Source organism: Streptomyces sp. NPDC001381, from assembly GCF_042895685.1.
Lineage (GTDB): Bacteria > Actinomycetota > Actinomycetes > Streptomycetales > Streptomycetaceae > Streptomyces.
Genome location: NZ_JBIAWO010000003.1, coordinates 24781 through 48866, shown reverse-complemented (window position 1 = coordinate 48866; position 24086 = coordinate 24781). Strand labels below are relative to the sequence as shown.

Sequence of the window (24086 nt, the reverse complement as noted above, 5' to 3'; positions counted from 1 at the left end):
CCCCCACCCGGCATAACCGTCTGACACGTGCCGAGGACACGGCCTGGCGGGGAGATTTGCCGATTGTCTGCAGAATGGGGCGTCAGGGAGGGGGACTTGTGGGGATCGGTCCGCTACGGGTACCCCTGCCGGTGCCGCGTAGGCTGGACAGGAACACTGCTTCCTGTATAGCCCCGTGAGGTGTCCCGTGTCCCCGCGTCGCAACCGCCCCAAGGGTGAGGGCTCGTCCGGCCGGAGCGCCGAGGACGACCGCGCGAGCCGTTACGGCGGCTGGCAGTCCTCGGTGAGCTGGCTGGGCGAGGAGTGGAGCGTGCGGCATGTGGCAGGGGCGAGCGCGCAGGGCAAGACGTACCGCTGCCCGGGCTGCGACCAGATGATCCCAGGGGGCGTCCCGCACGTCGTCGCCTGGCCCGAGCACTCGGGCGTCGACGAACGCCGGCACTGGCACAAGGCCTGCTGGAACGCGCGGGACCGCCGCACCCCGGGGGTGCAGCGGTCCCGTAACGCGCCTCGCTTCTGAGGAAGCCGTCCCGTCCTACACGTCCCGCTTCTCCAGCAGGGCGAAGGCGGCGGCGAACGCGGCGGCCGTGACGCCGAGCGCGATCCACAGCGGGTCCCAGCCGGACGGGCCGCTGTCGCTGAGCGAGGCCGAGTACCAGACGCCCAGCTGGCTGGGGATCGAGTACTCGAACAGCGCCTGGCGGACGTTGTCCAGGGACTCCGAGAACATGAAGATCGCGATGACCAGCGGGGCCAGCAGCAGGCCGATCATGATGGTGATGGCGCCCGCCGAGTGCCGGATGACCGAGCCGACGGCGAGCGACAGCAGGCCGAGCAGCGCGATGTAGAAGGACACGCCCACGGTCGCCTTCAGCCACTCGCTGCCGGACGGCTCCCGCGCGCCGGTGAACAGGGACGCGTCCACCATGGCGACGAAGCCGGTCGACACCAGGGTCACGACGAACGCGATCGTGAAGAACACGATGCCCTTCGCGGCGAGGACCCGGCCGCGCGAGGGGCACGCGACCATCGTGGTGCGGATCATGCCGGTGCCGTACTCGGAGGCGGTGGTGAGGACGCCGAGCGTGATGATCGGCATGCTGCCCAGGAGCACGCCGAAGAAGCCGAACGACAGCGGGTTCTCTCCGGAGAGGTCGCCCTCCGAGGCGTTCGCGTCGACGATCAGCGCGACCATCATCCCGATGCCGACGACGAGCAGGACGAAGACCCCCAGCGTCCACATCGTGGAGCGCACCGACCGGATCTTGGTCCATTCGGAGGCGATGGCGTGCCCGAGGTGCGTCCGCACGACCGGGATCGGCGAGGTGTAGCCGGACAGACCGCCGGGCCCGGCGGCGTACGAGGGACCGGCCGCTCCCTGCCAGACGGGCGCGGCGGCCTGCGGGGAGGGGTGCTGCGGGGTACTCATCGGGCGTCCTCGGGCTGGGTCGTCGGGGCGGCGTCGGAGGCGGGGGCAGGGGCGGGGGCGGGGGCCGCCTTGGTGAGCGAGGCGGGCGCGGCCGGCGCCTGGTCCTGCGGGGCGGCGGCCGCGGGGGCGGGAGCCGGGCTTGCCGCCGGGGCGGCGGGCGGGGCCGGGGTGGCGCTCGCGGGTGCCGTTCCCGCCGGGGAGGCCGGCGGCTGCGTCGGGGCCGCGGGGGCGGGTGCGGCGGGCTGCACGGGCGCGGCGCCGGCCGGGGCGGCGGCGGGCTGCGCGTACGGGTTGGCGCCGTGGGGGGCGGGCGCGGCGTACGGGGCGGGGGCGCCGTGGCTCACCTGGGCCGGCTGCGGCGGGGCGTACCCGTGCTGCGGCGGGGGCGGGGCGTACCAGCCGGGCTGGCCCTGGCCGGGGACCGGCACGGGGGGTGTGGCGCCGGGAGGCAGGGGCTGCTGGAGGCCGGCCTTCTGGTCGGTGGTCGAGCGGTAGTCGACGGCCCCCTGCGTCATCCGCATGTACGCCTCCTCCAGGGAGGCCTGGTGCGGCGACAGCTCCCACAGACGTACGTCGGTGTCGTGGGCGATGTCACTGATCCGCGGCAGCGCCAGTCCCATCACCCGCAGGGCGCCGTCCTGCTCGGGGAGGACGTGGCCGCCCGCCTCCGTCAGCGCCGAGGCGAGCTTCTCGCGGAGCTGCGGCTCGGTGTGCGGGGTGCGCACGCGGGCGAAGTCCGCGGAGTTCGCCGAGATGAAGTCCCGCACGCTCATGTCGGAGAGCAGCTGGCCCCGACCGATGACGATCAGGTGGTCGGCCGTGAGCGCCATCTCGCTCATCAGGTGGGAGGAGACGAAGACCGTACGGCCCTCCGCCGCCAGTGACTTCATCAGGTTGCGGACCCAGAGGATGCCCTCGGGGTCGAGGCCGTTGACCGGCTCGTCGAACAGCAGCACCTGCGGGTCGCCGAGCAGCGCCGCCGCGATGCCGAGCCGCTGGCCCATGCCCAGGGAGAAGCCCTTGGACCGCCGCTTCGCCACGTCCTGGAGGCCGACCACCCCGAGCACCTCGTCCACCCGGCGGGCCGGGATGCCGGACAGCTGCGCCAGGCACAGCAGGTGGTTGCGGGCGTGCCGGCCGCCGTGCACGGCCTTGGCGTCGAGCAGGGCACCGACCTGGCGGGGCGCGTTCGGCAGCTTGCGGTACGGGTAGCCGCCGATCGTCACCGTCCCCGACGTGGGGTTGTCCAGGCCGAGGATCATCCTCATGGTCGTCGACTTGCCGGAGCCGTTGGGCCCGAGGAAGCCGGTGACGGCACCCGGCCGCACCTGGAAGGAAAGGTTGTACACAGCGGTCTTGTCGCCGTAGCGCTTGGTCAGGCCGACTGCCTCGATCATGCTCCGCACCCATCGACAGGTTCAGGACAGCGGGGCACACGCCCCCGTAAGGGTTAGGAGCTTATCGAGGCGCTGACGGTTCCGCTCAAATCAAAGCAAAGCCCAAAGCTTCACGCGTCGCGCTTCTTCAGCAGCACGTACCCGCCGACGAGCGCCGCGGCCACCCACGCCACCATGATCGCGAGCCCGCCCCAGGGCCCGTACGGAGGGCTGTCGTCGACCGGGGCGACCACCTGCATGATCCGGCTGCCCGCCTGGTCGGGCAGATAGCGGCCGACCTTCTTCGTGGCCGGCACATTGCCCAGGATGTTGGAGATCAGGAAGAAGAACGGCATCAGGATGCCCAGCGAGAGCATCGGGGAGCGCAGCATCGCGGCCACACCCATCGAGAACACCGCGATGAGCGTCATGTAGAGGCCGCCGCCGACCACCGCCCGCAGCACGCCCGGGTCCCCGAGCTCCGCGCGGTGCGGGCCGAGCATCGCCTGGCCCAGGGCGAAGGTGACGAAGCTCGTCGCCAGCCCCACGGCCAGGGCCAGCCCGGCCGCCACCGCGATCTTGCTGAAGAGGAAGGTGCCGCGCCGGGGCACCGCGGACAGCGAGGTGCGGATCATGCCGGTGCTGTACTCGTTGGAGACCACCAGCACGCCGAACACGATCATCGCGAGCTGGCCCAGACTCATCCCGGCGAAGCTGATGTACGTCGGGTCGAAGGAGAGCCGGCGGCCGGCGCCCATGGTGTCGTACTCGTGCCGGGACAGCGCCGAGATCAGCATGCCGAGGGCGACGGTGACGACCACGGCGAGGGAGAGTGTCCAGACGGTGGACGCCACCGACCGGATCTTGGTCCACTCGGACCGCACGACCTGGATCGCCGCCATGCTCAGCCCCTCCCCGTCCAGTCGTCGCCCCACTGCGGGCCAGGGGGTTCGCCGGTGTGCGCGTGGTACTCCACGGTCTCCGCGGTGAGCTGCATGAACGCCTCCTCCAAGGAGGCCTGCTGAGGACTCAGCTCGTGCAGCACGACGCCGTGCCGGGCGGCCAGCTCCCCGATCCGCTCGGCCTTGCCGCCGTCCACCTCCAGCACCCCCTCGCCGCTCTCGACCACCGTCACCCCGGCGTCGTGCAGCACGTCCAGCAGCCGCTCGCGCTGCGGGGTGCGGACGCGGACGTACGCCCTGGAGTTGCGGGCGATGAAGTCCGCCATGGAGGTGTCCGCGAGCAGCCTGCCCTGCCCGATGACCACGAGGTGATCGGCGGTCAGCGCCATCTCGCTCATCAGGTGGGACGACACGAACACCGTCCGGCCCTGCGCGGCCAGCGATTTCATCAGGGTGCGGATCCAGTGGATGCCCTCGGGGTCCAGGCCGTTCACCGGCTCGTCGAACATCAGGATCCGGGGATCGCCGAGCAGCGCGCCCGCGATGCCGAGCCGCTGTCCCATGCCCAGCGAGAACCCCTTGGCCTTCTTCCTCGCCACGGCCGTCAGACCCACCGTGTCCAGCACCTCGTGCACCCGGCTCCTGGGGATGCCGTTGCTCTGCGCCAGACACAGCAGATGGCTGAAGGCGCTGCGCCCGCCGTGCACGGCCTTCGCGTCCAGCAGGGCGCCGATGCGGGTGAGGGGGTCATCGAGGCGGTCGTAGTGCCGGCCGTCGATCCGGACGTCCCCGGCGGTCGGCCGGTCCAGGCCCAGGATCATCCGCATGGTGGTGGACTTGCCGGCGCCGTTGGGGCCGAGGAAGCCCGTGACGACACCCGGTCTCACGGTGAAGGTCAGGTTGTTCACCGCGACCTTCTCGCCGTACCGCTTCGTCAGGCCCACCAGCTCGATCATGCGGCCACGCTAGGTCCGGTGCCGGGCGGCTGCCACCGGGGCGGGGCCACGGGGGGACACGGCGAGGGCCCGCACCCCCGAAGAGGGTGCGGGCCCCGGACCGCGGGAAACCTACCGGGACTGCTGCGCCGGCACCCCACGGGAGATCGGCTCGTCGTCCGTGGACGGCGTGCCGGCGGCGGCCACCGCGGCGCCGGTCAGCGTGGCGAGCATCTCGCGGACGTTCGTCAGCTGGGCGTTGATGCTGTCGCGGCGGTTGGTGAGGGCCGCCAGCTCGCGCTCGGATTCCGAACGGATCCGGTCCGCCTTGGCGTTCGCGTCGGCCACGATGTCCTCGGCCTGGCGCTGCGCCGTCTCGACGGTCTGGCGGGCGCGGCGCTCGGCGTCCGTGCGCAGCTTCTCCGCCTCCAGGCGCAGCTGCTCCGCGCGGTGCTCGATCTCCGCGAGACGCTTCTCCGCCTTCTGCTGACGGGACGCCAGGTCGCGCTCGGACTGCTCCCGGCGCTTGGCCAGGTTGGTCTCGAAGTCGGCGGCGGCCTGCGCGGCCTTGGCGCGGGTCTCCTCGAAGAGGGCGTCGGCCTCCTCACGCTTCGACTGCGCGTCCTTCTGGGCCTCCTGGCGCAGCTGGGACGCGTCGCTCTTGGCCTTCTCGACGATCCGGACGCCCTCGTCCTCGGCCTTGGCCTTGCGCTCCGCGGCGAACGACTCCGCGTCGTTGCGAACCTGCTGGGCCGCCGACTCGGCGAGCTCGCGGTGCTGCTCGGCCGCGCGACGGGCCTCCTCGCGCAGATCCTTGGCCTCTTCCTCGGCGAGGCGGAGGATCTTCTCGACACGCGCGCCGAGACCGGCGTACGACGGCTCGGCGTCGCTTACCTGGGCCTGGGCGTTCTGCGTCTCGAGGTGGAGCTCCTCGATGCGCTTTTCCAGAGCGGTGATGCGGGCGAGAGCGCTGTCACGGTCGGAGACGAGCTTGGAGATCCGTTCGTCCACCTGAGCGCGGTCGTACCCACGCCGCACAAGCTCGAAGCCGTAGGGGGAAGTGTCGCTCATGGGGTTCCTGTCGAATGAGACCGGTGAGGTGATAGGTGGAATCCTAGGGGCCGGAGCGCTGTGTCATCGAGCGTATGCGTGTTTGATCTGAGGAATGACACCCCTTTTGGGTGGCTGCACGGCGCACCGCTTGCCAAAAACTCAGTCAAAGGGCCCAGACTTTAACGCAATCCACACATTCCGCTAGCCGTCCGAGGCTTTCCCACCCGATCGGGGCGCTCCGATGCTGGCGCCGGCCTTGACGCCGCCGTCCTTGTTCACGGACGGGACCTCGAAGGACTCCAGCGCCTCCAGGACGTCCTGGACCCGGGAGATCTCGGCGTTGATGTCCTCACGCCGGCGCACCAGGACCTCCAGCTCGCGCTTGCCCTCCTCGACCGTGCGCCGCGCCTCGCGGATCGCCTCGCCCTTGAGCTCCTCGGCCTCCTTGATCAGCGCCGCCTTCTTCTGCTCGGCCTCCTTCAGCAGGCCCTCCGCCTTCTTCACGGCGGCGATGCGGACCTTCCCGGCCTCGGAGTTCGCCTCCGACACCAGCTCCTTCGCCTTGGCCTGCGCCTTGGCGAGCTGCTCCTCGGCGGCCTTGATGAGCGCGTCGCAGCGGTCGCCGGTCGACTTCATCGTCTCGGCGGCCTCGCGGCGGGCCCGCTCGTGCAGCGCCTCGATCTCGGAGGTGATGCGGTCGCGCAGCTCCTCCGCCCGCTCCCTGATCGCGGTGGCGTCCCGGCGGGCCCCGACGAGCAGCTCGTCCGCGTCCGTTCGGGCCTTCTCCACCCGGGCGTTGCCCTCGCGTGTCGCCTCGGAGACCAGCCGCTCGGCCTCGCTGCGGGCCGCGCCGACCATCGTGTCGGCCTGCGACTCGGCGTCCGCGGTGGTCTGCAGGGCCTGCTCCTGCGCCTCCGTGAGCAGCTTGTCGACCTCGGCCGTGGTCTCGGTGATGAGCGTGTCGACCTGCTCGGCCGCCTCGGAGCGCCGCTTGTTGGCCTCCTTGCGGGCCGCGTCCAGCGTCTCGTCCGCCTCGTCGCGGGCCACGCTCAGCATGCGGTCGGCCTCCGCCGCCGCCTGCGCCTTGACCCGCTCCGACTCGGCGCGGATCCGCTCCGCGGCCTGCTGCGCGGAGGCCACCGTCTCGGCGGCCTCGGCACGCAGGCGCTCCGCGTCCCCGGCGGCGTCCTGGATCAGCTTCTCCGCCTTGGCGACGGACTCGGCGCGCACCCGCTCGGCCTCCGCGGCCGTCTCGGTCTGGAGCCGCTCCGCCTCGGCGATGGTCTCCGTCTGGAGGCGTTCGGCCTCGTTGCGAGCCTCGGTGATGAGCGTGTCGGCCTGCGTCGCCGCGTCGGAGCGGATGCGGTTGGCGTCCTCGCGGGCGTCGGCCCGGGTGCGGGCCGCGGCCTGGTCGGCCTCGGCGAGCGCGTCCGACGCCTCCGTGCGCACCCGCTGGGCGTACGCGGACGACTCGGCCCGCAGCCGCTCGGCCTCCGCGATCGCCTCGCCGACGGTCCGCTCGGCGAGTTCCTTCGCGGCCTCGGCCGCGTCGTTCGCCTCGCGGCGGACACGGCCGGCGTCCTCGCTGGCCCGCTCGCGTTCGGCGTAGGCGTCGGCGCGGACCCGGTCCGCCTCCTCCTCGGCCTCCCGCCGGGTGCGGTCCGCCGCGTGCTCGGCGGCCGAGCGCAGCCCGGTGATCTCCTCCTGGGCCTGCTCGTGCAGCCCGGCGACGGAGTCCCGTACCTGCTGGGCGTGCTGTTCGGCCGCGGCGACCATCTCGGTGGCGCGCCGGTCCGCCTCCTCGACCAGCCGGAGCGCCTCGGCCTCGGCGTCCTCCACGCGCCTGCGCGCCGACGCCAGCAGCTCCTCGGACTGCTCGCGGGCCCGCTCGCGCTCCTGGTCGGCCTCCTGGCGGGCGGAGCCGACGAGTTCCTCGGCCTCGCGGCGCCGGCGGGCGGCCTCCTCCTGGGCGGCGGCCAGCGTCTCGGACGCCTCGGTGGCCAGGCGCTCGGCGGCGGCCTGTGCCTCCGCGCGCACCCGGTCCGCGGTCTCCTGCGCCTCGCTCTTGAGCCGTTCGGCCTCGGCGGCGGCCTCCGACCGCAGCCGTACGGCGACGGCCTCGCCCTCGGCCCGCGAGGCGGACGCGTCGGCGGCGGCCTCGGTGCGCAGCCGCTCGGCCTCGTCGGCGGCCTGCTGCTGGAGCGTACGGATCCGGTCGGCGGCCTCGGCCCGCAGCCGGTCGGTGTCCTCGGCGGCCTCGCGGCGGATCCGCGCGGCCTCCTCCCGGGCGTCCGTGAGGGCCTGCTCGGCGGACGCCAGCCGCGCCTCCGCCTCCGTGTGCAGCCGGGTCAGCTCGTCGGCGGCCTCCGCCTGCCGGGCCTCGACCGCCCGCTCGGTCTCCTCGCGCAGCTCGCTCGCGGCCCGCTCGGCGTTCGCGGTGATGGTCTCGGCGAGCTCCACCGCCTCCTCGCGGGAACGCTCGGCCTCCGTGCGGGTGCGCTCCAGCACCTCCTCGGCCTGGCGGCGCAGCGTGGTGGCGCGCTCGATGGCCTCGGTGCGGACCTTCTCGCTGTCCGTCGTCGCCTTCTGGCGCAGCTCGTCCGCGTCGGCCTTCGCCTTGGACAGCAGCTCCTCGGCGGACCGGGCGGCCTCCTCGATCTGCTGGACGGCCTCCTTGCGGGCCTCCGCGCGGATCTTCTCGCCCTCGGCGACCGCGTCGGCGCGCAGCTGCTCGGCCTCGCCGCGCAGCCGGCGGGCCTCCTCCTGCAGCTCGACCGTCTTGGCGCGGTACTCCTTGGTGTCGTCCTTCGCGGAGCCCTTGAGCTGCTCGGCGATGTCGTGCGCCTCGGCGCGCAGCCGGTCGGCCTCGGCCTCCGCCTCCCGGCGGATCCGCTCGGCCTCCTCGGCCGCCGCCCGGGTGGTCTTCTGCGCGTCCTCCTGCGCCTTGTTGAGGACGTCCTCGGCGGTCTTGGCCGCCTTCGACAGCTGGGTCGCGCTCTCCTCGGCGGTGATCGTCCGGGCCTTCTCGGCGGCCTCCGCGACGATCTTCTCGGCCTCGGCGCGCGCGTCGGCGACGGCCTGCTCGGCGTCCGCCCGGGTGGCCTCGGCCTCCTTCGTGGCCTCGCTGACCAGCCGGGCGACCTGCTCCTTCGCCGTGCGGGTGCGCTGTTCGTTGGCCGACTCGGCACTCGAGAGCGCCTTCTCGGCGGCCGCCTTGGCCTCGGCGAGCAGCTTGTCGGCCTCGGACTGCGCCTTGCGCAGCGCGTCCTCCGCCTCGGCCATCCGCTGCTCGGCGGCGCGGCTGAGCTCGCCGGCCTGGCGGCGGGCCGCGTCCGACTCGTTCACCGTGGAGCTGCGCAGCGCCTCGGCGTGCTCGGTGGCCTCCTGGGCCTGGGTGGAGGCGGCGTTCAGCATCCGCTCGGCGTCCGTGCGGGCGCGCAGCAGCAGCTGCTCGGCCTCCGCGCGGGCCGCCTCGGCGTCGGCCTGGAGCCGCTGGCGGGCCTCCGCGGCCACCCGTTCGGCCTCGGCGCGGGCGGTGGCCAGGGCCTGCTCGGCCTCGGCCCGCGACTCCTCCAGCAGCCGGCGGGCCTGGGCCTCGGTACGGGCGCGCAGCTGCTCCGCCCAGGCCACGTTCTCGTTGACGTGCGACTCGACGGTCTGCCGGCGTTCCGCCAGCTCCTGGTCCAGCTGCTGACGTCGGGTGACCGCCTCCTGGTGCAGCTCGGCCTGGAGCCGGGCGGCCTGCTCGGCGTGCTCCTGGAGGATGCGCTGTGTCTGCGCCCGCACCTGGCTGAGCTCGCGCTCGGCGTCCTGGCGCAGCTGGTCGGCCTGCATCTGCGCGTTGCGCAGCAGCTGTTCGGCCTGGTACCCGATGTCGCCGCCGTCGAAGGCGGGCCGGGACATGATGGTGCGGCGCGCCTCGTGCAACTTGGCGCGCAGCACCTCGACCTGGTAGCCGAGGTCCTCGGCGTGCTGAATCGCCTTTTCCCGCTCGGTCTTCAGCCGCTTCATCTCGGCTTCGAACCGAGTGAGGTGGTCGACGTCAGCCGCCGGCTCCCGCTCCTGGCTCTCGTAGCCCCGCACTGCGCGGTCCCATCCGTCCCTGGTCGCAAGCTTCCCGAACGAGCTCCGTCCATCCGCCGAACGGGGCCCCCGGGGAATGGTGTCAGATCAACGACGGAGCATGGGCTGCTGCCCCGACGCTCGTCCCCCGAAACCCGGACCCCGGCAACGTCCTGCCGTCCAAGGCAGCAGGACCGGCCGCCCTTGCTGAGCGACGACCGCCCCCAACCCTACCGGCCCATATGTACGAGGGTCAGTGCTCAGGTGACTCAACAGGCGCCGAAGTGACCAGTTCTGTCAGTACTCCGTGGCAATCCTTGGGGTGCAGGAAGGTGATTCGTGACCCCATGGAGCCGCGTCGCGGCTCTTCGTACAGAACGCGTACGCCCTTGGAGCGGATGTCCTCGGCGTCCCCGTCCACATCCGCCGTACCGAAAGCGATGTGGTGGACGCCCTCCCCGTTCTTGTCGAGCCACTTGGCGACGGTCGAGTCCGGCCGGGTCGGCTCGAGAAGCTGCAGGTAGGAGGCGCCGCCGTCGGAGGTTTCGTTGATCTTGAGCATGGCCTCGCGGACGCCCTGCTCCTCGTTGACCTCGGAGTGGAACACCTCGAAGCCGTACGTGGAGCGGTAGAACTCGACAGTGGCGTCGAGGTCGTGACAGGCGATCCCGATGTGGTCGATTCGCGTCAGCATGTTGTTAGTGGAGCGCGACCGTGATGGTTACGCAACGTGCGCGCGATCACACTGACGGCCCGATGACGGCACGGAGTGCCACTCAGTACATTCGAAGTAAACCCTCGTTCACTCCTCGGCCCGTGCAGGCCGGTAAGGGGAATCGCAGCTCATGACTGGATCGACTGGAACGAACAGCACGACCTCGGTGATCGTCGCGGGCGCGCGTACGCCCATGGGACGGCTGCTGGGCTCGCTGAAGTCCTTCTCGGGAGCCGACCTCGGCGGCTTCGCGATCAAGGCGGCGCTGGACCGCGCGGGGATCGGCGGCGACCAGGTGCAGTACGTGATCATGGGCCAGGTGCTCCAGGCCGGCGCGGGCCAGATCCCGGCCCGCCAGGCCGCCGTCAAGGCCGGCATCCCGATGAGCGTCCCGGCGCTCACCATCAACAAGGTGTGTCTGTCCGGCCTCGACGCGATCGCGCTGGCCGACCAGCTGATCCGCGCGGGTGAGTTCGACGTGGTCGTCGCGGGCGGCCAGGAGTCCATGACCAACGCCCCCCACCTGCTGCCGAAGTCCCGTGAGGGCTTCAAGTACGGTGCGATCGAGATGCTCGACGCGATGGCGTACGACGGTCTCACCGACTCCTTCGAGGGCATCGCCATGGGCGAGTCCACGGAGAAGCACAACACGCGCCTGGGCATCGCGCGCCCCGAGCAGGACGAGATCGCGGCCCTGTCCCACCAGCGCGCCGCGGCCGCGCAGAAGAACGGCGTCTTCGAGGCCGAGATCACCCCGGTCGAGATCCCGCAGCGCAAGGGCGAGCCGGTCGTCTTCAGCAAGGACGAGGGCATCCGCGGCGACACCACCGCGGAGTCCCTGGGCAAGCTCCGTCCCGCCTTCGCCAAGGACGGCACGATCACCGCGGGCACGTCCTCGCAGATCTCCGACGGCGCCGCCGCGGTCGTCGTCATGAGCAAGGCCAAGGCCGAGGAGCTGGGCCTGGAGTGGATCGCCGAGATCGGCGCCCACGGCAATGTGGCGGGGCCGGACAACTCGCTCCAGTCGCAGCCCTCCAACGCCATCGCGCACGCCCTGAAGAAGGAGGGCCTGGGCGTCGAGGACCTCGACCTCATCGAGATCAACGAGGCCTTCGCCGCCGTCGCGGTCCAGTCAATGAAGGACCTCGGGGTGTCCACGGAAAAGGTGAACGTCAACGGTGGCGCGATCGCCCTCGGTCACCCGATCGGCATGTCCGGCGCCCGGCTCGTCCTGCACCTGGCCCTGGAGCTCAAGCGGCGCGGCGGCGGTGTCGGCGCGGCCGCGCTGTGCGGCGGCGGCGGCCAGGGCGACGCGCTGATCGTCCGGGTGCCCAAGGCCTGACACCGTCGTACGTCGTCACCGGCGCACCTCGCGGTGACCGGAACCGAACGGATCTGATCGGAGCTGTGATGCAGGACGTCTCCTCGCTGGTCACCCAGGCCAGGGAAGGCCGGCCGCGGGCCGTGGCCCGGCTGATCTCCCTGGTGGAGGGGGCGTCCCCGCAGCTGCGGGAGGTCATGGCGGCCCTGGCTCCGCTCACGGGCAACGCGTACGTCGTCGGCCTCACCGGCTCCCCCGGCGTCGGCAAGTCGACCTCCACGTCCGCGCTGGTGACGGCGTACCGCAAGCAGGGCAGGAGGGTCGGGGTGCTCGCCGTCGACCCCTCGTCCCCGTTCTCCGGCGGCGCCCTGCTCGGCGACCGGGTGCGGATGTCCGAGCACGCCTCCGACCCCGGCGTCTACATCCGCTCGATGGCCACCCGCGGGCACCTCGGCGGCCTCGCCTGGGCCGCCCCGCAGGCGATCCGCGTGCTCGACGCGGCGGGCTGCGACGTGATCCTGGTCGAGACCGTCGGCGTCGGCCAGTCGGAGGTCGAGATCGCCGCGCAGGCGGACACCAGCGTGGTGCTGCTCGCGCCGGGCATGGGCGACGGCATCCAGGCCGCCAAGGCCGGAATCCTGGAGATCGGCGACGTGTACGTCGTCAACAAGGCCGACCGGGACGGCGCCGACGCCACCGCCCGCGAGCTGAACCACATGCTGGGCCTCGGCGAGTCCCGCGCCCCCGGGGACTGGCGCCCGCCCATCGTCAAGACGGTCGCGGCCCGCGCCGAGGGCGTCGAGGAGGTCCTGGAGGCGCTGGAGAAGCACCGCGCGTGGATGGAGGAGCGCGGCGTCCTCGCCGAGCGCCGCCGCTCCCGCGCCGCCCGCGAGGTCGAGACGATCGCCGTCACCGCCCTGCGCGAACGCATCGGCGACCTGCACGGCGACCGCCGTCTCGACGCGCTGGCCGAGCGGATCGTCGCGGGGGAGCTGGACCCCTACCGCGCGGCGGACGAACTCGTCGCCGGGCTCACCGAGGGCTGACCACCCACCCGGACCGTCCGTTTCGTGTACGGCCGTCCTGCGCCTTCCGCCCGCCCGCCGCACCGTCGCCGCCGGACTCGTCGGCCGGCTGTCCTGCGGGATCGTCCCGCTGTCCGTGATGCTCGCCGTGACCCGGGCCTCCGGCTTGTACACGGTCGCGGGCACCGTGATGGCCCTGTTCGGCGGCACCGCCGTCTTCCTGTCGCCCGCCCGGGCGGCCCTCGTCGACCGGTACGGGCCGCGCCGCGCGCCGATGCCGATGACCGCCGCCTGCCTCGTCCTGCTCGTCCTGCTGACCCCGGCGGTGGCCCGGGCCTCCGCGGACCCGCCCGCCGCGCCGGCCGTCATCGCGGGGACCGCCGGGGCCTGTGCGCCCGCCGCTGGGACCGGCCGTGCGGGCCGTGTGGGGACGCGTCCGCCCCGGACCGGGAGCTGCTGCGGCGCGCCCACGGCCTCGACGGCGTCGCCGAGGACCTGCTCTCCGTCACCGGCCCGCTGCCGGCCGGCGTACTCGTCGGCCTCGTCCCGCCGGCCACCGGGATCCTCCTGGGCGCCGACGAGACCGCCGCGGACGGGGCCCGGGTGCGCGCCGGGGCCTGGGCCGACACGGCGATCAACGGGGCGGCACGGCCGGTACGGCGGTCGCGGGCGCGCCGGCCGGGCGGCTGCCGGTGGCGGTGGCGGTGTGCTTCGCGGCGACCGGGGCGGTGGCGACGGCGACGGCGGCCGTCACCCGGACGCCCCGGACGGCGAAACGGGCACGAACGGCCTCGCCCGACGGGCCCGCCGGTGGTCCGGTGCCGGACACGGGGGAGGGGCCGGCGGCGGATGCACGAGCCGGCGCCGCGGCGCCGGAACGGACGGTGGCGGGCGGCCGACCTGCGTGAGCGTGGCCGCGGAGGCCGGGAAGGTGGCCGGATCGCGGGGGCGGTGGGGTCGAGTGCCGGCCAACCTGCCCGACGACGCCCGATGTGCCCGTCCGGTGGGCGGTGACGGGTGCCGGGTGACGGTGCGGCGGGAGACAACCCGACGGGAGAGAAGGCACGCGGCCTCGCGGTCCGCGCGGTCGGCGACGGCGGGGCACGGGACGCAGGGGCGACCGGGAGGGGCTTCGAGCGGTCCGTACGGCTCGGGACGCGGCGGGGGCGAGGGCGGCGCCGGGACGGCGGCGGTGCGCCCGGGGCCGGAGACGCCCGCAGGCGGAGCCCTCGCCGGGCTCCGCCTGCCGGTCCTTCGGAGAGCGCTCAGAGGGCGTCTACGGGCGTCCTCGCTGGCCGCGCAGGTGTTCCGCGATCGGCTTCAGCGACTTGTCGAGGTCCCTGAGGGCCTCGGGGGAGAGGAGGTCGATGAAGTGCCGCCGCACGGACGCCACATGATGCGGCGCCACCTTCATCATGGTCTCCATGCCGTGCTCGGTCAGGACGGCGTAGAGACCGCGGCGGTCGGACTCGCAGTTCTCGCGGCGCACCAGGTTCGCGTTCTCCATGCGGGTGATCTGGTGCGAGAGACGGCTCTTGGACTGGAGGGTGGCGGATGCGAGGTCGCTCATGCGCATCCGGACGTCCTCCGACTCGGAGAGGTTCACCAGGATCTCGTAGTCGTTCATGGTCAGGCCGAACGGCTGCAGGTCCTTCTCGAGCTGGTACGTCAACAGCCTGTTGACCTCCAGGTGGGTGCGCCAGGCGCACTGCTCCGCATCGGTCAGCCAGCGCGTGGCCGTTTCGGTCTCCATAAGTGAAGTCTACCTAAAATGTTGAAAGGCGAACTAGTGAGGGTGGTGTGACGGTGCGCACGCGTTCGATGTCACACTCCGCAGACTACCGCTCACAGCCCGAAGCGACGCTGGAGGTCCCCCAGCTGTCCGGGAAGGCGCGGTACCCCGCTCTGTCCGCCGTGCCCGCCCGGAACGCCGGGAATCCCGCCCCCGCCGGGCACCCCCGGCTCGTGCGGAACCGCCCCCGTGGCCTGCTCGGCCATGAGGGTCTCGGTCGACTGCAGCAGCACCGTGCCGGCGCCGACGAACTCGAACTGGTGCTCCTCCCCGGAGGCCCCGCCAAGGCCCGTCAGTGCACGTAGACCGCCCATGACACCCGTCATGTACCCGTGGTCGTAGTGATGGCACGGGGACGGGCAGTCGGCCCAGCCGACGAGGGCCTGAGGGTCCACGCGGATCGGAGGTTCCATGAACACCACCGGGCCGTTAGATGCGGCGACGAACTTTCCGGTTCCGATCAGCGTGAGAAATCCCGGCACGATCGACTGCTTGAGCGACAGGCTTGGCTGAAAAGCGAGCAGATTGCCCGAGCGAATGGTCAGATTGCCGTCGTCGAGGTCGTACGAATTCACGTCGAAGGCCCGGTCGGCGAGGAGCATCTTGCCCGAACCCTCCGCCACGACCCAGTCGCTCGCGTGCAGAGGCGAATGGAACGAGGTGCGGACCAGACGGTCCAGCCGGCCGTGCCCGATGCCGTTGAAGTCGATCGAGCCGTAGTAGGCGATCATCTTCCCCTTCTGCAGGAACCACTGGCTCCCCTTGAGCTCCACGCAGAAGGTGTAGTTGTTGACGTTGTCGTCGACCGGCAGGGTCATGGGGTCGTAGACCGTCGGGCCGCCGCCCGGAGCCCCGTACATGCTCACAGCTTCTCCTCCGACGCCTGGACGAACACCACACCGCTGCCGCTGAGCTCGAGCTGGAAGGCCTCGCCGGAGCCGCGCCCCACCATGTCCCGCCAGCCGAGCGCGGTGGACAGCTTGTTGCGGACGTCGCCGTGGTGGGCGACGTAGGCCTGCGGGTCGACGTGGACCGGGCGCTGCGGGGTGATCGGGATCTCGAAGACACCGCCGTGGGCCATCACGGCGACGGCGCCGTGCCCCTTCAGGGTGGTGGTGAACAGGCCCTGGCCGCTGATCTGGCCCCGGACCATGCCCATGACCCCGCCCTGGGAGCCCAGGAACATCGTGCCCTGCTGGAGGGTGCCCTCGAAGGCGAGGAGGCGGTCCGCCTCGACGTACAGGGTGTCGCCGGTGAGCTGGATCACCTGGATGTGGTGGCCCCCGTGTCCGAAGAGGACGGTGCCGCTGCCCTCGACCGTCATCAGCGGGGTGTCCTCGTTGGCCAGCCGCCGTCCGATCATGGACATCACGCCGCCCTGCCCGCCCTGCATGTTGGGCGTGAAGGAGACGTCGCCGCGGTAGGCGAGCATGGCGCCGCGCTGGCTGAAGAGCCGTTGCCCGGGGACGACGGTCGCCTCGACCATCTTGGAGTTGATCTCGCGGAAGGTCATGTCAGACGTCCCCCGCGATCGTGTTGCGCTCGCTCGGCTGGACGTACACCAGGCCGTCCCCCTCGAACCGGATCTGGAAGGCCTCGCCGCCGCCCTCACCCAGGAGCGTGCGGAACGTCACTCCGGACTGGAAGGACTGGCGGACGTCGCCCTGGTGCGCGATGTACGCGCCGGGGTCGACGGTCAGGGGGTACTGCGGGCTGACCCGCAGCACGACGGCCGGCCCGTCCGAGGTGATCGCCGCCTGGCCGTGGCCCTCGACGGTCGTCGTGAACAGTCCGTTGCCCTGGGAGGCGCCGCGCAGGCCGGTGAAACTGGTGCCCGTCCGCAGCCCCGCGTCCGTCGCGAGCAGATTGCTCGACTCGACGTACAGCTTGTCCCCCTGGAGACTGACCAGGTTGATCTCGGAGGCCCGGTCGGCGAACCAGCACGTCCCCTGGCCTCTCACCTCCATCACGGTCATCTGTTCGCCGGTGAGCCGCCGGGTCACCATCCCCCGGATCCCCTCCCCGCCGCCACTGAGCTTCTTGAAGGCCATCTGCCCGTCGTACGCGACCATCGAGCCGTTCTTCGCCTTCACGGCGTCCCCGGTCATGTCGACGGCGAGCACCTTGCTGCCTTGCAGTCGGAACATCGCCACGCTGCGAAAGGTAGCGGCCGGACGGGTGCGCCGAACAGCACCTGTGGGTGGAGAACGACCCTGAGCGCACCCCTAGGGGGAGCGTTTGCCACAATGGGCCGGGGCTTGTGCGCGCGTTCACAAGCCGCGCGGATCAATGCATCAAGATCATCGCCGAACCCGCCGTTTCTCCCGAAGGTGACCCGTGGACCTGAAGACAGCCTCCGCCCTCCGCCGCCTGCGCCTGGTCTCCGCGCCCGAGGCCATCTCCTTCCTGCTGCTGCTCGTCTGCTCGGTGCTGAAGCGGACGACGGACTTCGACGCGGTTCCCGTGATGGGCTGGGTCCACGCCGCGCTGTTCCTCCTGTACGTGCTCTTCTGGGCGGACGCCTGGAACCGCGCGAAGTGGCCGCTCGGCACCGCCGCGCTCTACTTCGTCCTCTCCGTCCTGCCGACCGGCGGCTTCTTCGCCGAGCGCAGGCTGCGCCGTGAGGCCGAGGACGCGGTGATCGCCTCCCGCGCCCGCAAGGAAGGGGTCGTGAACGCGTGATCGTCGCCTTCTCCGTCACCCCGCTCGGCGTCGGTGAGGACGTCGGGGAGTACGTGGCCGAGGCCGTCCGCGTGGTCCGCGAGTCCGGCCTGCCGAACCGCACCGACGCGATGTTCACCTCGATCGAGGGCGAATGGGACGAGGTCATGGACGTCGTCCGGCGCGCCGTGGCCGCCGTGGAGGCCCGCGCCCCCCGCGTCTCCCTGGTCCTCAAGGCGGACATCCGCCCCGGCGTGACCGACGCCCTGACGACAAAAGTGGAGACGGTGGAACGGCACCTGGCGGGCTGAGGGGGAGCGGCCCGCGGCCGTCGACTCCCGCGCGGGGACGTCAGCGGCGGGCGGAGGCGCGGCGCAGGCGCCTGCGGATCGCCTGCCGGGCCGCCGGGTCCAGTTCCCCGAGGGCGGCGACCAGGGCGCCCAGGTGTTCCAGGGCGTTCAGCGCGGCCGTGGCGCCGGGTGCGTCGGCCCCTTCGTACAGCTCGATGCCGACGAAGGCCGCCGCCATGGCCCGGGCGAGGCCCGGCGGGTCGGTGAACTCGCCGCACGGGGTGCCCGGCAGGACGCGGTCGAGGACCTTCTCGATCTCGGTGATCCACAGATCGAGGGCCGCGGCTGCGGCCGGTCCGAGCGCCGCGTGGGTCCGGGCACCGGCCAGCAGCTGGCCGAGCAGAGCGACGTGGCCGCCGGCGCGCTCCCGGTGGTGGATCTCGCGGCCCAGCGCGAGGAGTTCGGCCAGGGAGGTGACCGCGGCGAAGCGGGGGCGGTGGCGCGCCACGGCGCGCTCGGCGCCGTACCGGCAGGCTGCCGCGAGCAGGAGCTCCACCGAGCCGAAGTGGTAGAAGACCAGGGCCTGGTTGACGCCCGCGGCCGCCGCGACCGTACGGGCCGAGGTCCTGGCGACGCCCTGTTCGGCGAGCGTGCGCAGAGTGCCCTCCAGCAGCCTGGTCCTCGTGTCCTGCGCCGGCTTCGGGTCGGGGGTCACGCGTGCGCCTCCTTCGGGGCGAAGGAGTCCACCGTACGGACCGGCGGTCCGGGAACGGCAGCGCGCGTGCGGCGCAACGGAAGCGCCGCGGCTTCCCCGGCGCGCGTGGGAAACGCTCCCCCCGTGCGCGCGGAAGATGGTCGATCCGGGTGAAACCCGAGCCCCACCGCTGGTGCTCTGACGGGTCCTGTGCCCGGGCCCTGACCTCGTCGAGGGCGGCCCGGAGCGCGGGTCTCCGAGGGCGGTCTCCGGCGAATCCGCAGGTCGGAGCCGTGTTTGAGCGGTCGCTCAACCACCCCGAGGGGGACGGCACGCCCGTTTGAGCAGTCGCTCCATCAGGCGACCGGGTGAAGGGTTTCGTCCGGCCGGGCCCTGGCTAATCTCTCCCGGTGTCGATCAAGTCCTGTGTGATGAACCGTTGTTCGACTGCCGCGCTGCTGGTGGCCTCGCTCGCCCTCCTGACGTCCGGGGCCGACGCCCCCGTGCGGGCGGAGCGCGGCGCCCCCGCCTGTGTGCTCGCCCCGGGCGAGCTGACCGTCGACGACCTGCCCGCCGGCTCCTCCGCGACCCGCTGCGGCGCCGTGGGCCGCCTGGTCACCCATGGCGGGGCCGGCCTCACGGTCCCCGAACCCGGCACGAAGGTCAGCGTCGACGCCCTCACCACGGACGGCTCCACCCACGGCTTCAGCCTGGAGGTCGCCACCGACGGCACGGTGTCCTACGCCTACGACGACGACACGCACACGGCGACGGGAGACGACTCCCGCCCGGCGGGCAACCGCTCCGACGCCCCCGCGCCCTGCGCCGACGCCGCCTACGCCGTCGCCGACCGCAAGGAGTACGGCATCTACCAGTGGTTCATCGGCGACGGCCCCCAGCCGGGCGACCTGCCCCGGCGCGAGGTCCGCCGCGCCTTCGAGGAGGGCATCCTCGCCATCATCCGCGGCCGCAACGACTGCGGACTGGACGACACCATCAAGGCGAGGGCGAGGTTCCTGGCCGGCACCGGCCACGAGGCCGGCATCGACCACCGGGCCCACTGCACCGCGCGGGACGGCCTGAACGTCTGGGACGCCGGCGACCTCAGCGCCGACAGCGTCGCCACGACCTGCTCGTGGAGCCGCACGGTCCGCCACGGCCCGGACCGGCTGCTCGAGGCCGACGTCCGCTTCAACATCCACGACTACCGATTCACCAACAGCCCCTCGGGGGCCTGCGACGGCGCCTACGACATCCGCAGCGTGGCCACCCACGAGGCCGGTCACGTCTTCGGCCTGGGACACGCCGGACCCGGCCACGAGAACCTCACCATGTACCCGAGCTCGTTCGCCTGCTCCACCACCGCCCGCACCCTCGGCAGGGGCGACGTGCTGGGCCTGCGCAGCCTCTACTGAACCCCGCGGCCGCCGGGCCGGCCCGCTCCGCCACCGGCCGACCGAAGGCCGAGACAGAGCTGACCGGGATATGACCGACGGGTAGGGTCTGATGCCGTGCCGAAGCCGCTCAGTCTCCCCTTCGATCCCATCGCCCGCGCCGACGAGCTCTGGAAGCAGCGGTGGGGCAATGCGCCGTCCATGGCCGCGATCACCTCGATCATGCGTGCGCACCAGATCCTGCTCGCCGAGGTCGACGCCGTGGTCAAGCCGTACGGGCTGACGTTCGCCCGCTACGAGGCACTCGTGCTGCTCACCTTCTCCAAGGAGGGCGAGCTGACCATGTCGAAGATCGGCGAGCGGCTCCAGGTGCACCCCACGTCGGTGACGAACACCGTCGACCGCCTGGTGAAGTCGGGACTGGTCGCCAGGCGCCCCAACCCCAACGACGGCCGGGGCACGCTCGCCGTCATCACCGACAAGGGCCGCGAGGTCGTCGAGGCGGCCACCCGCGACCTGATGGCGATGGACTTCGGTCTCGGGGTGTACGACGCGGAGGAGTGCGCCGAGATCTTCGCGATGCTGCGGCCGCTGCGGGTGGCGGCGCACGACTTCGACGAGGACTGACCCGGTCCAAGATCTGCCGGAACGGGCGGTTACGCTCGACGGCATGAAGAAGAGCGTGCTGACCCGCTACCGCGTCATGGCCTACGTCACCGGTGTGCTGCTGGTCCTGCTGACCCTGGGCGTCATCGCCAAGTACGTGCTCGACCTGGACGGCGCGGACAGCTTCACGCGCGCGGTCGGCATCGCGCACGGCTGGCTGTACGTCGTCTACCTCGTCTTCGCCTTCGACCTGGGCTCCAAGGCGAAGTGGCCGGTCGCCAAGCAGCTGTGGGTCCTGCTGGCCGGGACCATTCCGACGGCCGCCTTCTTCGTCGAGCGCAGGATCACCCACGAGCTCGAGGGCCGGGTCGCCGACGGCGCGCCGGACGTGGTCAAGGCATAGCGCCCGCCCCGGTCCGCCTTCCGCCACCAGCGGTCCCCGGCGCGGGCCCTGGCGGCGCGCGGGGCGGAAAGCCGGACGACGCGCGGGTGCGGGCGATGCTGGACGCCGCCCGCGACGGCTCGGACATGCGCCGCCCATGCCGGACGCCGTAGGGACCGAGGGAACGCGGGGCGAGCGCCGGAGCGGCCGTACGGAGCTCTACGCGCCCTGTGACAGCGGCCGTTCGCTCACACCGCGCCCGCCAGCCCCAGCAGAAGCACGCGGGTGAAGCTGCGCACCCATTCCTCGTCCGCCGGTTCCGCGCTCACCAGCGTGCGGTGCACCACCGCGCCCGCCACGATGTCGAAGATGAGGTCGGCCGTGCGGGCGGCCTCCTCGGAGCCGGTCTCCGGGGGGAGTTCGCCGCGGACCTGGGCGCGTGTGCGGCCCTCCAGGACGAGGTGCTTCTGCGGTTCGACGATGGAGGCGCGGATCCGTTCGCGCAGGGCGTCGTCGCGGGTGGACTCCGCGACCACCGCCATCAGCCCGCTCCGCGCCTCCGGGAGCTCCAGGATCGCCGCGAACTGCAGCACCACGCCCTCGATGTCGGCGGCCAGGCTGCCCCGGTCGGGGAGTTCCAGTTCGGCGAAGAGCTCGGCCACCGCGTCGACGACGAGTTCGTTCTTGCCGGCCCAGCGGCGGTAGAGGGTCGTCTTCGCGACCCCGGCGCGCGTCGCCACGTCTCCCAGGGTGAGTTTCGACCAGCCCAGCTCGACCAGCGCCTCGCGCGTCGCGGCCAGGATCGCGGCGTCCGCGGCGGCGCTGCGCGGGCGGCCGGTACGGGCGGCCCCGGTGCGGCAAACGGGCGTGCGGCTCTGCATTCCCCGACCATAACCGCCGGTTTGCGCCCTGCCGGAGAGCCGGTCGCCGTGAGGGAGATCACCTGGGGGTGGTGTTGCGGAGGCACTCGGTGCCATTACGCTACGACTCGTAGCGAAAGCGTGCGACGCCCCTCGACACCGCCCGTGACGGACGTACCGCGGGTTGTGGACGACGGTGTGGGGTGGGGACCCCGGCGCCTGGGCAGGAACGCTTTCGGAACGCTTTTCGTGTACGCGCGCGGACGGGGGAGGATAGACGCATGCAGCCACGGAACATGTCCATGAGCGGAGTCGTCGACCTCGCCGCGGTGAAGGCGGCCCAGGAGGCCAAGGCGAAGGCGGAGCAGGCGCGCGCCGAAGCGGCCCGGCAGGGCGGCGCGGGCGCCGTCTCGCCGGCCGATCTCGTCATCGACGTAGACGAGGCGGGTTTCGAGCGCGATGTCCTGCAGCGTTCCGCCGAGGTACCGGTCGTCATCGACTTCTGGGCCGAATGGTGCCAGCCCTGCAAGCAGCTGAGCCCGGTCCTGGAGCGGCTCGCCGTCGAGTACGACGGCCGCTTCCTGCTCGCCAAGATCGACGTCGACGCCAACCAGATGCTGATGCAGCAGTTCGGGGTGCAGGGCATCCCGGCCGTGTTCGCCGTCGTCGCGGGGCAGGCGCTGCCGCTCTTCCAGGGAGCCGCGGGCGAGGCCCAGATCCGGCAGACGCTGGACCAGCTGGTGCAGGTCGCCGAGCAGCGGTTCGGGCTCACCGGCCTGACCGTCGACCCCGACGCCGAGCCCGGGGGCGGGGAGCCGGCCGCCGCGGTGCCGGCCGGTCCGTACGACGGGCTCCTCGAAGCCGCCGTACAGGCGCTGGACGCGGGCGACTTCGGCGGCGCGGTGCAGGCGTACAGGAACGTGCTCGCCGATGACCCGGCGAACACGGAGGCGAAACTCGGGCTGGCGCAGGCCGAGTTGCTGCAGCGGGTGAGCGGCATGGACCCGCAGCAGGTGCGCAAGGACGCGGCCGGGAACCCGGGTGACGTCCAGGCGCAGATCGCCGCCGCCGACCTGGATCTGGTGGGGGGTCATGTCGAGGACGCGTTCGGGCGGCTCATCGAGACCGTGCGGCGCACGGCCGGGGACGACCGGGACGCCGTACGGCTGCGGCTGCTCGAACTGTTCGAGGTGGTCGGGCCCGACGACCCGCGGGTGGCGGCGGCCCGACGGGCGCTGGCGCGCGCCCTGTTCTGAGCGGGTGGCCGGTCCTGGCGCGGCCCGGGGCTGACCAGTCGCTAAACGTCGGGGGCTGTGGTTCCCGAGTGAAAGTTCTGCCGAGAACGTTCCCCAGCGGCCGCGCTTTACCAAATCTTGGTAATCGCGGCCGCTGTTACTGGAAGTAAGCCAAGGCCGTTGGTCTGTCGGGTTCTGTCCATCGATCAACTGTTTTGTTCTGGGCCCCGATGCCACCCTGTGTCGCCACCCGAGACCTCCGGGTCGTTGTTCGGTTATCCGGCCGTTACTAGCGAGTAACGAACCCCCTTGTGCGGGCGGCGAGAATGGACCACGATCGGCCACGCTCGGTCCATTCCCGTACCCCGACAGCCGGTTGGGTCAACGGGTTTTCCTGGGTCCCCACCGAGCAGGGCCGGCGGCACATGGCGCCGGCTCTTGGACAGGGGGGTCTTCGCCGCTCGGTGAAGCCTGTCCAGCAAGGTTGTGCGTGATGCGTGTCAGGCGCGACCAGTGGTTGTCGCTCGGGGGTGATCGCCGGTGATCGGTGCGCGGTACGCGCCTCCGAAACGGGCGCTCCCCTTCCCGAGGACGTAGCACTTCTCCCATCCCTGCCCGGTGGAGCCGCCGCATACGTGGGGCCAGTCGGGGCCAGGAGATGTACGTCCGAGAAGGAGGAAATATGGAGTCCCAGGTGCGTGGCGGGACCAGATGGAAGCGCTTCGCTGTGGTCATGGTGCCCAGCGTCGCCGCCGCAGCGTGTGTCGGTGTCGGTCTGGCGCAGGGTGCCCTCGCGGCGTCCTTCAGCGTCTCCGGCCAGCAGTTCAAGGTTTCGGCCGGGCATCTGCACGGTGAGGGATTCGCCCAGTACGGCGGCATCGACACCGGTTACACGACGGTCGAGGGCAAAGAGAAGACGATCCACCCGGTCGCCATCTCGTCCTTCGACAGCGCGACCATCACCAAGATGTGTCAGTCGGTCAAGACGACGATCCCCGTCCTCAACAAGACGTTCTACCTGCGTCTCGACGCGGGTACGGACGCGAAGAAGCCGGTAGAGGCGACCAACCTCTACATCGACGTCGCGCAGCTCGACGCCGACGCCGAGTTCGAGAACATCGACATCGGCGTCGCGCTCAAGGACAAGACCCGCGGTCCCGCCGTGAGGTCCGGCGACAGCGTCCTGCCGGGCGGCTTCGCCCAGCAGGCCAAGTCGGCCGACCTCTACGGCGTCAAGCAGACGGCGTGGGCGACCACGGCCGGCACGTTCAAGCTGAGCGGCCTGTCGATGAAGCTCGGTGCCGACCCCGAGATGGAGTGCTACTGACGGCTCCCGTCACCGGGGTGACCTGGG

The 24086-nt window shown here is 72.0% G+C and carries 23 protein-coding genes; 10 read left to right on the top strand and 13 right to left on the bottom strand.

Features of this window, described 5'->3' with window-relative positions; translation table 11 throughout:
* Positions 1-187 precede the first annotated feature (187 nt).
* Entirely contained in the window at positions 188-520 is a 333-nt protein-coding gene (locus ACFY2L_RS13855) for an ATP/GTP-binding protein (protein ID WP_390660986.1), read from the top strand.
* 15 nt (positions 521-535) lie between these two features.
* Here the strand turns inward: ACFY2L_RS13855 and ACFY2L_RS13850 are convergent, their stop codons facing one another.
* From ACFY2L_RS13850 to mce, 7 genes are all read right to left on the bottom strand, one after another.
* Entirely contained in the window at positions 536-1429 is an 894-nt protein-coding gene (locus ACFY2L_RS13850) for an ABC transporter permease (protein WP_390660985.1), read from the bottom strand.
* Positions 1426-2826: an ABC transporter ATP-binding protein gene (locus ACFY2L_RS13845; protein ID WP_390822439.1), complete on the bottom strand. Its 1401-nt coding sequence runs from the start codon at positions 2824-2826 to the stop codon at positions 1426-1428. The genes ACFY2L_RS13850 and ACFY2L_RS13845 overlap by 4 nt, the downstream gene beginning before the upstream one ends.
* 110 nt (positions 2827-2936) lie before the next feature.
* A complete protein-coding gene (locus ACFY2L_RS13840; RefSeq protein WP_390822438.1) occupies positions 2937-3707 on the bottom strand; it encodes an ABC transporter permease in 771 nt (256 codons plus the stop codon).
* 2 nt (positions 3708-3709) lie between these two features.
* Positions 3710-4663, bottom strand: a complete 954-nt coding sequence (locus ACFY2L_RS13835; RefSeq protein WP_390822437.1) for an ABC transporter ATP-binding protein — start codon at positions 4661-4663, stop codon at positions 3710-3712.
* Between the two features lie 111 nt (positions 4664-4774).
* Positions 4775-5713 carry a cellulose-binding protein gene (locus ACFY2L_RS13830; protein WP_390660981.1) on the bottom strand — a complete coding sequence of 313 codons (939 nt, stop codon included), beginning with the start codon at positions 5711-5713 and terminating at the stop codon, positions 4775-4777.
* A 183-nt stretch (positions 5714-5896) separates the two neighbouring features.
* A complete protein-coding gene (scy, locus tag ACFY2L_RS13825) occupies positions 5897-9778 on the bottom strand; it encodes a polarized growth protein Scy (RefSeq protein WP_390822436.1) in 3882 nt (1293 codons plus the stop codon).
* 232 nt (positions 9779-10010) lie between these two features.
* Positions 10011-10451 carry a methylmalonyl-CoA epimerase gene (mce, locus tag ACFY2L_RS13820; RefSeq protein WP_390660979.1) on the bottom strand — a complete coding sequence of 147 codons (441 nt, stop codon included), beginning with the start codon at positions 10449-10451 and terminating at the stop codon, positions 10011-10013.
* Positions 10452-10602: 151 nt separating this feature from the next.
* On the opposite strand from mce, the gene ACFY2L_RS13815 reads away from it, so the two are divergent.
* On the top strand, positions 10603-11814 hold the full coding sequence (locus tag ACFY2L_RS13815; protein WP_390660978.1) for an acetyl-CoA C-acetyltransferase: 1212 nt from the start codon (positions 10603-10605) through the stop codon (positions 11812-11814).
* A 68-nt stretch (positions 11815-11882) separates the two neighbouring features.
* Complete coding sequence (meaB, locus tag ACFY2L_RS13810) at positions 11883-12839, top strand: methylmalonyl Co-A mutase-associated GTPase MeaB (RefSeq protein WP_390660977.1); 957 nt, start codon at positions 11883-11885, stop codon at positions 12837-12839.
* 1255 nt (positions 12840-14094) lie between these two features.
* Here meaB and ACFY2L_RS13805 read toward each other — a convergent pair.
* The 4 genes from ACFY2L_RS13805 to ACFY2L_RS13790 all read right to left on the bottom strand — a co-directional run bounded on the left by ACFY2L_RS13805 (position 14095) and on the right by ACFY2L_RS13790 (position 16757).
* The gene (locus ACFY2L_RS13805; protein ID WP_390660976.1) at positions 14095-14571 is read right to left on the bottom strand and encodes a MarR family winged helix-turn-helix transcriptional regulator; all 477 of its coding nucleotides are present in this window, start codon (positions 14569-14571) and stop codon (positions 14095-14097) included.
* Positions 14572-14663: 92 nt separating this feature from the next.
* Positions 14664-15470, bottom strand: coding sequence for an AIM24 family protein (locus ACFY2L_RS13800; RefSeq protein ID WP_390661217.1), 807 nt, complete (start codon positions 15468-15470; stop codon positions 14664-14666).
* A 2-nt stretch (positions 15471-15472) separates the two neighbouring features.
* A complete protein-coding gene (locus ACFY2L_RS13795) occupies positions 15473-16123 on the bottom strand; it encodes an AIM24 family protein (RefSeq protein ID WP_390660975.1) in 651 nt (216 codons plus the stop codon).
* A 1-nt stretch (position 16124) separates the two neighbouring features.
* On the bottom strand, positions 16125-16757 hold the full coding sequence (locus ACFY2L_RS13790; RefSeq protein ID WP_390661216.1) for an AIM24 family protein: 633 nt from the start codon (positions 16755-16757) through the stop codon (positions 16125-16127).
* Between the two features lie 190 nt (positions 16758-16947).
* Between ACFY2L_RS13790 and ACFY2L_RS13785 the strand changes: the two genes are divergently transcribed.
* Complete coding sequence (locus tag ACFY2L_RS13785) at positions 16948-17292, top strand: DUF3817 domain-containing protein (RefSeq protein ID WP_390660974.1); 345 nt, start codon at positions 16948-16950, stop codon at positions 17290-17292.
* Complete coding sequence (locus tag ACFY2L_RS13780; protein WP_390660973.1) at positions 17289-17582, top strand: MTH1187 family thiamine-binding protein; 294 nt, start codon at positions 17289-17291, stop codon at positions 17580-17582. Before ACFY2L_RS13785 ends, ACFY2L_RS13780 begins: the two co-directional genes overlap by 4 nt.
* A gap of 40 nt (positions 17583-17622) precedes the next feature.
* Here ACFY2L_RS13780 and ACFY2L_RS13775 read toward each other — a convergent pair whose 3' ends face one another.
* Positions 17623-18276, bottom strand: a complete 654-nt coding sequence (locus ACFY2L_RS13775; protein ID WP_390660972.1) for a TetR/AcrR family transcriptional regulator — start codon at positions 18274-18276, stop codon at positions 17623-17625.
* A 389-nt stretch (positions 18277-18665) separates the two neighbouring features.
* Here ACFY2L_RS13775 and ACFY2L_RS13770 point away from each other — a divergent pair, with 389 nt between their 5' ends.
* From ACFY2L_RS13770 to ACFY2L_RS13760, 3 genes are all read left to right on the top strand, one after another.
* The gene (locus ACFY2L_RS13770) at positions 18666-19670 is read left to right on the top strand and encodes a matrixin family metalloprotease (protein ID WP_390660971.1); all 1005 of its coding nucleotides are present in this window, start codon (positions 18666-18668) and stop codon (positions 19668-19670) included.
* Between the two features lie 96 nt (positions 19671-19766).
* Complete coding sequence (locus tag ACFY2L_RS13765) at positions 19767-20276, top strand: MarR family winged helix-turn-helix transcriptional regulator (protein ID WP_390660970.1); 510 nt, start codon at positions 19767-19769, stop codon at positions 20274-20276.
* A gap of 43 nt (positions 20277-20319) precedes the next feature.
* On the top strand, positions 20320-20658 hold the full coding sequence (locus ACFY2L_RS13760; RefSeq protein ID WP_390660969.1) for a DUF3817 domain-containing protein: 339 nt from the start codon (positions 20320-20322) through the stop codon (positions 20656-20658).
* 227 nt (positions 20659-20885) lie between these two features.
* On the opposite strand, the gene ACFY2L_RS13755 is transcribed toward ACFY2L_RS13760, so the two are convergent.
* Positions 20886-21518 (bottom strand): TetR/AcrR family transcriptional regulator, encoded by a 633-nt coding sequence (locus ACFY2L_RS13755; protein WP_390660968.1) that lies wholly within the window; start codon positions 21516-21518, stop codon positions 20886-20888.
* A 260-nt stretch (positions 21519-21778) separates the two neighbouring features.
* Between ACFY2L_RS13755 and ACFY2L_RS13750 the strand changes: the two genes are divergently transcribed.
* Both ACFY2L_RS13750 and ACFY2L_RS13745 read left to right on the top strand, forming a co-directional pair.
* Positions 21779-22753, top strand: coding sequence for a tetratricopeptide repeat protein (locus ACFY2L_RS13750; RefSeq protein WP_390660967.1), 975 nt, complete (start codon positions 21779-21781; stop codon positions 22751-22753).
* 661 nt (positions 22754-23414) lie between these two features.
* Complete coding sequence (locus ACFY2L_RS13745) at positions 23415-24059, top strand: DUF6230 family protein (protein ID WP_390660966.1); 645 nt, start codon at positions 23415-23417, stop codon at positions 24057-24059.
* The last annotated feature ends 27 nt before the right edge of the window (positions 24060-24086 follow it).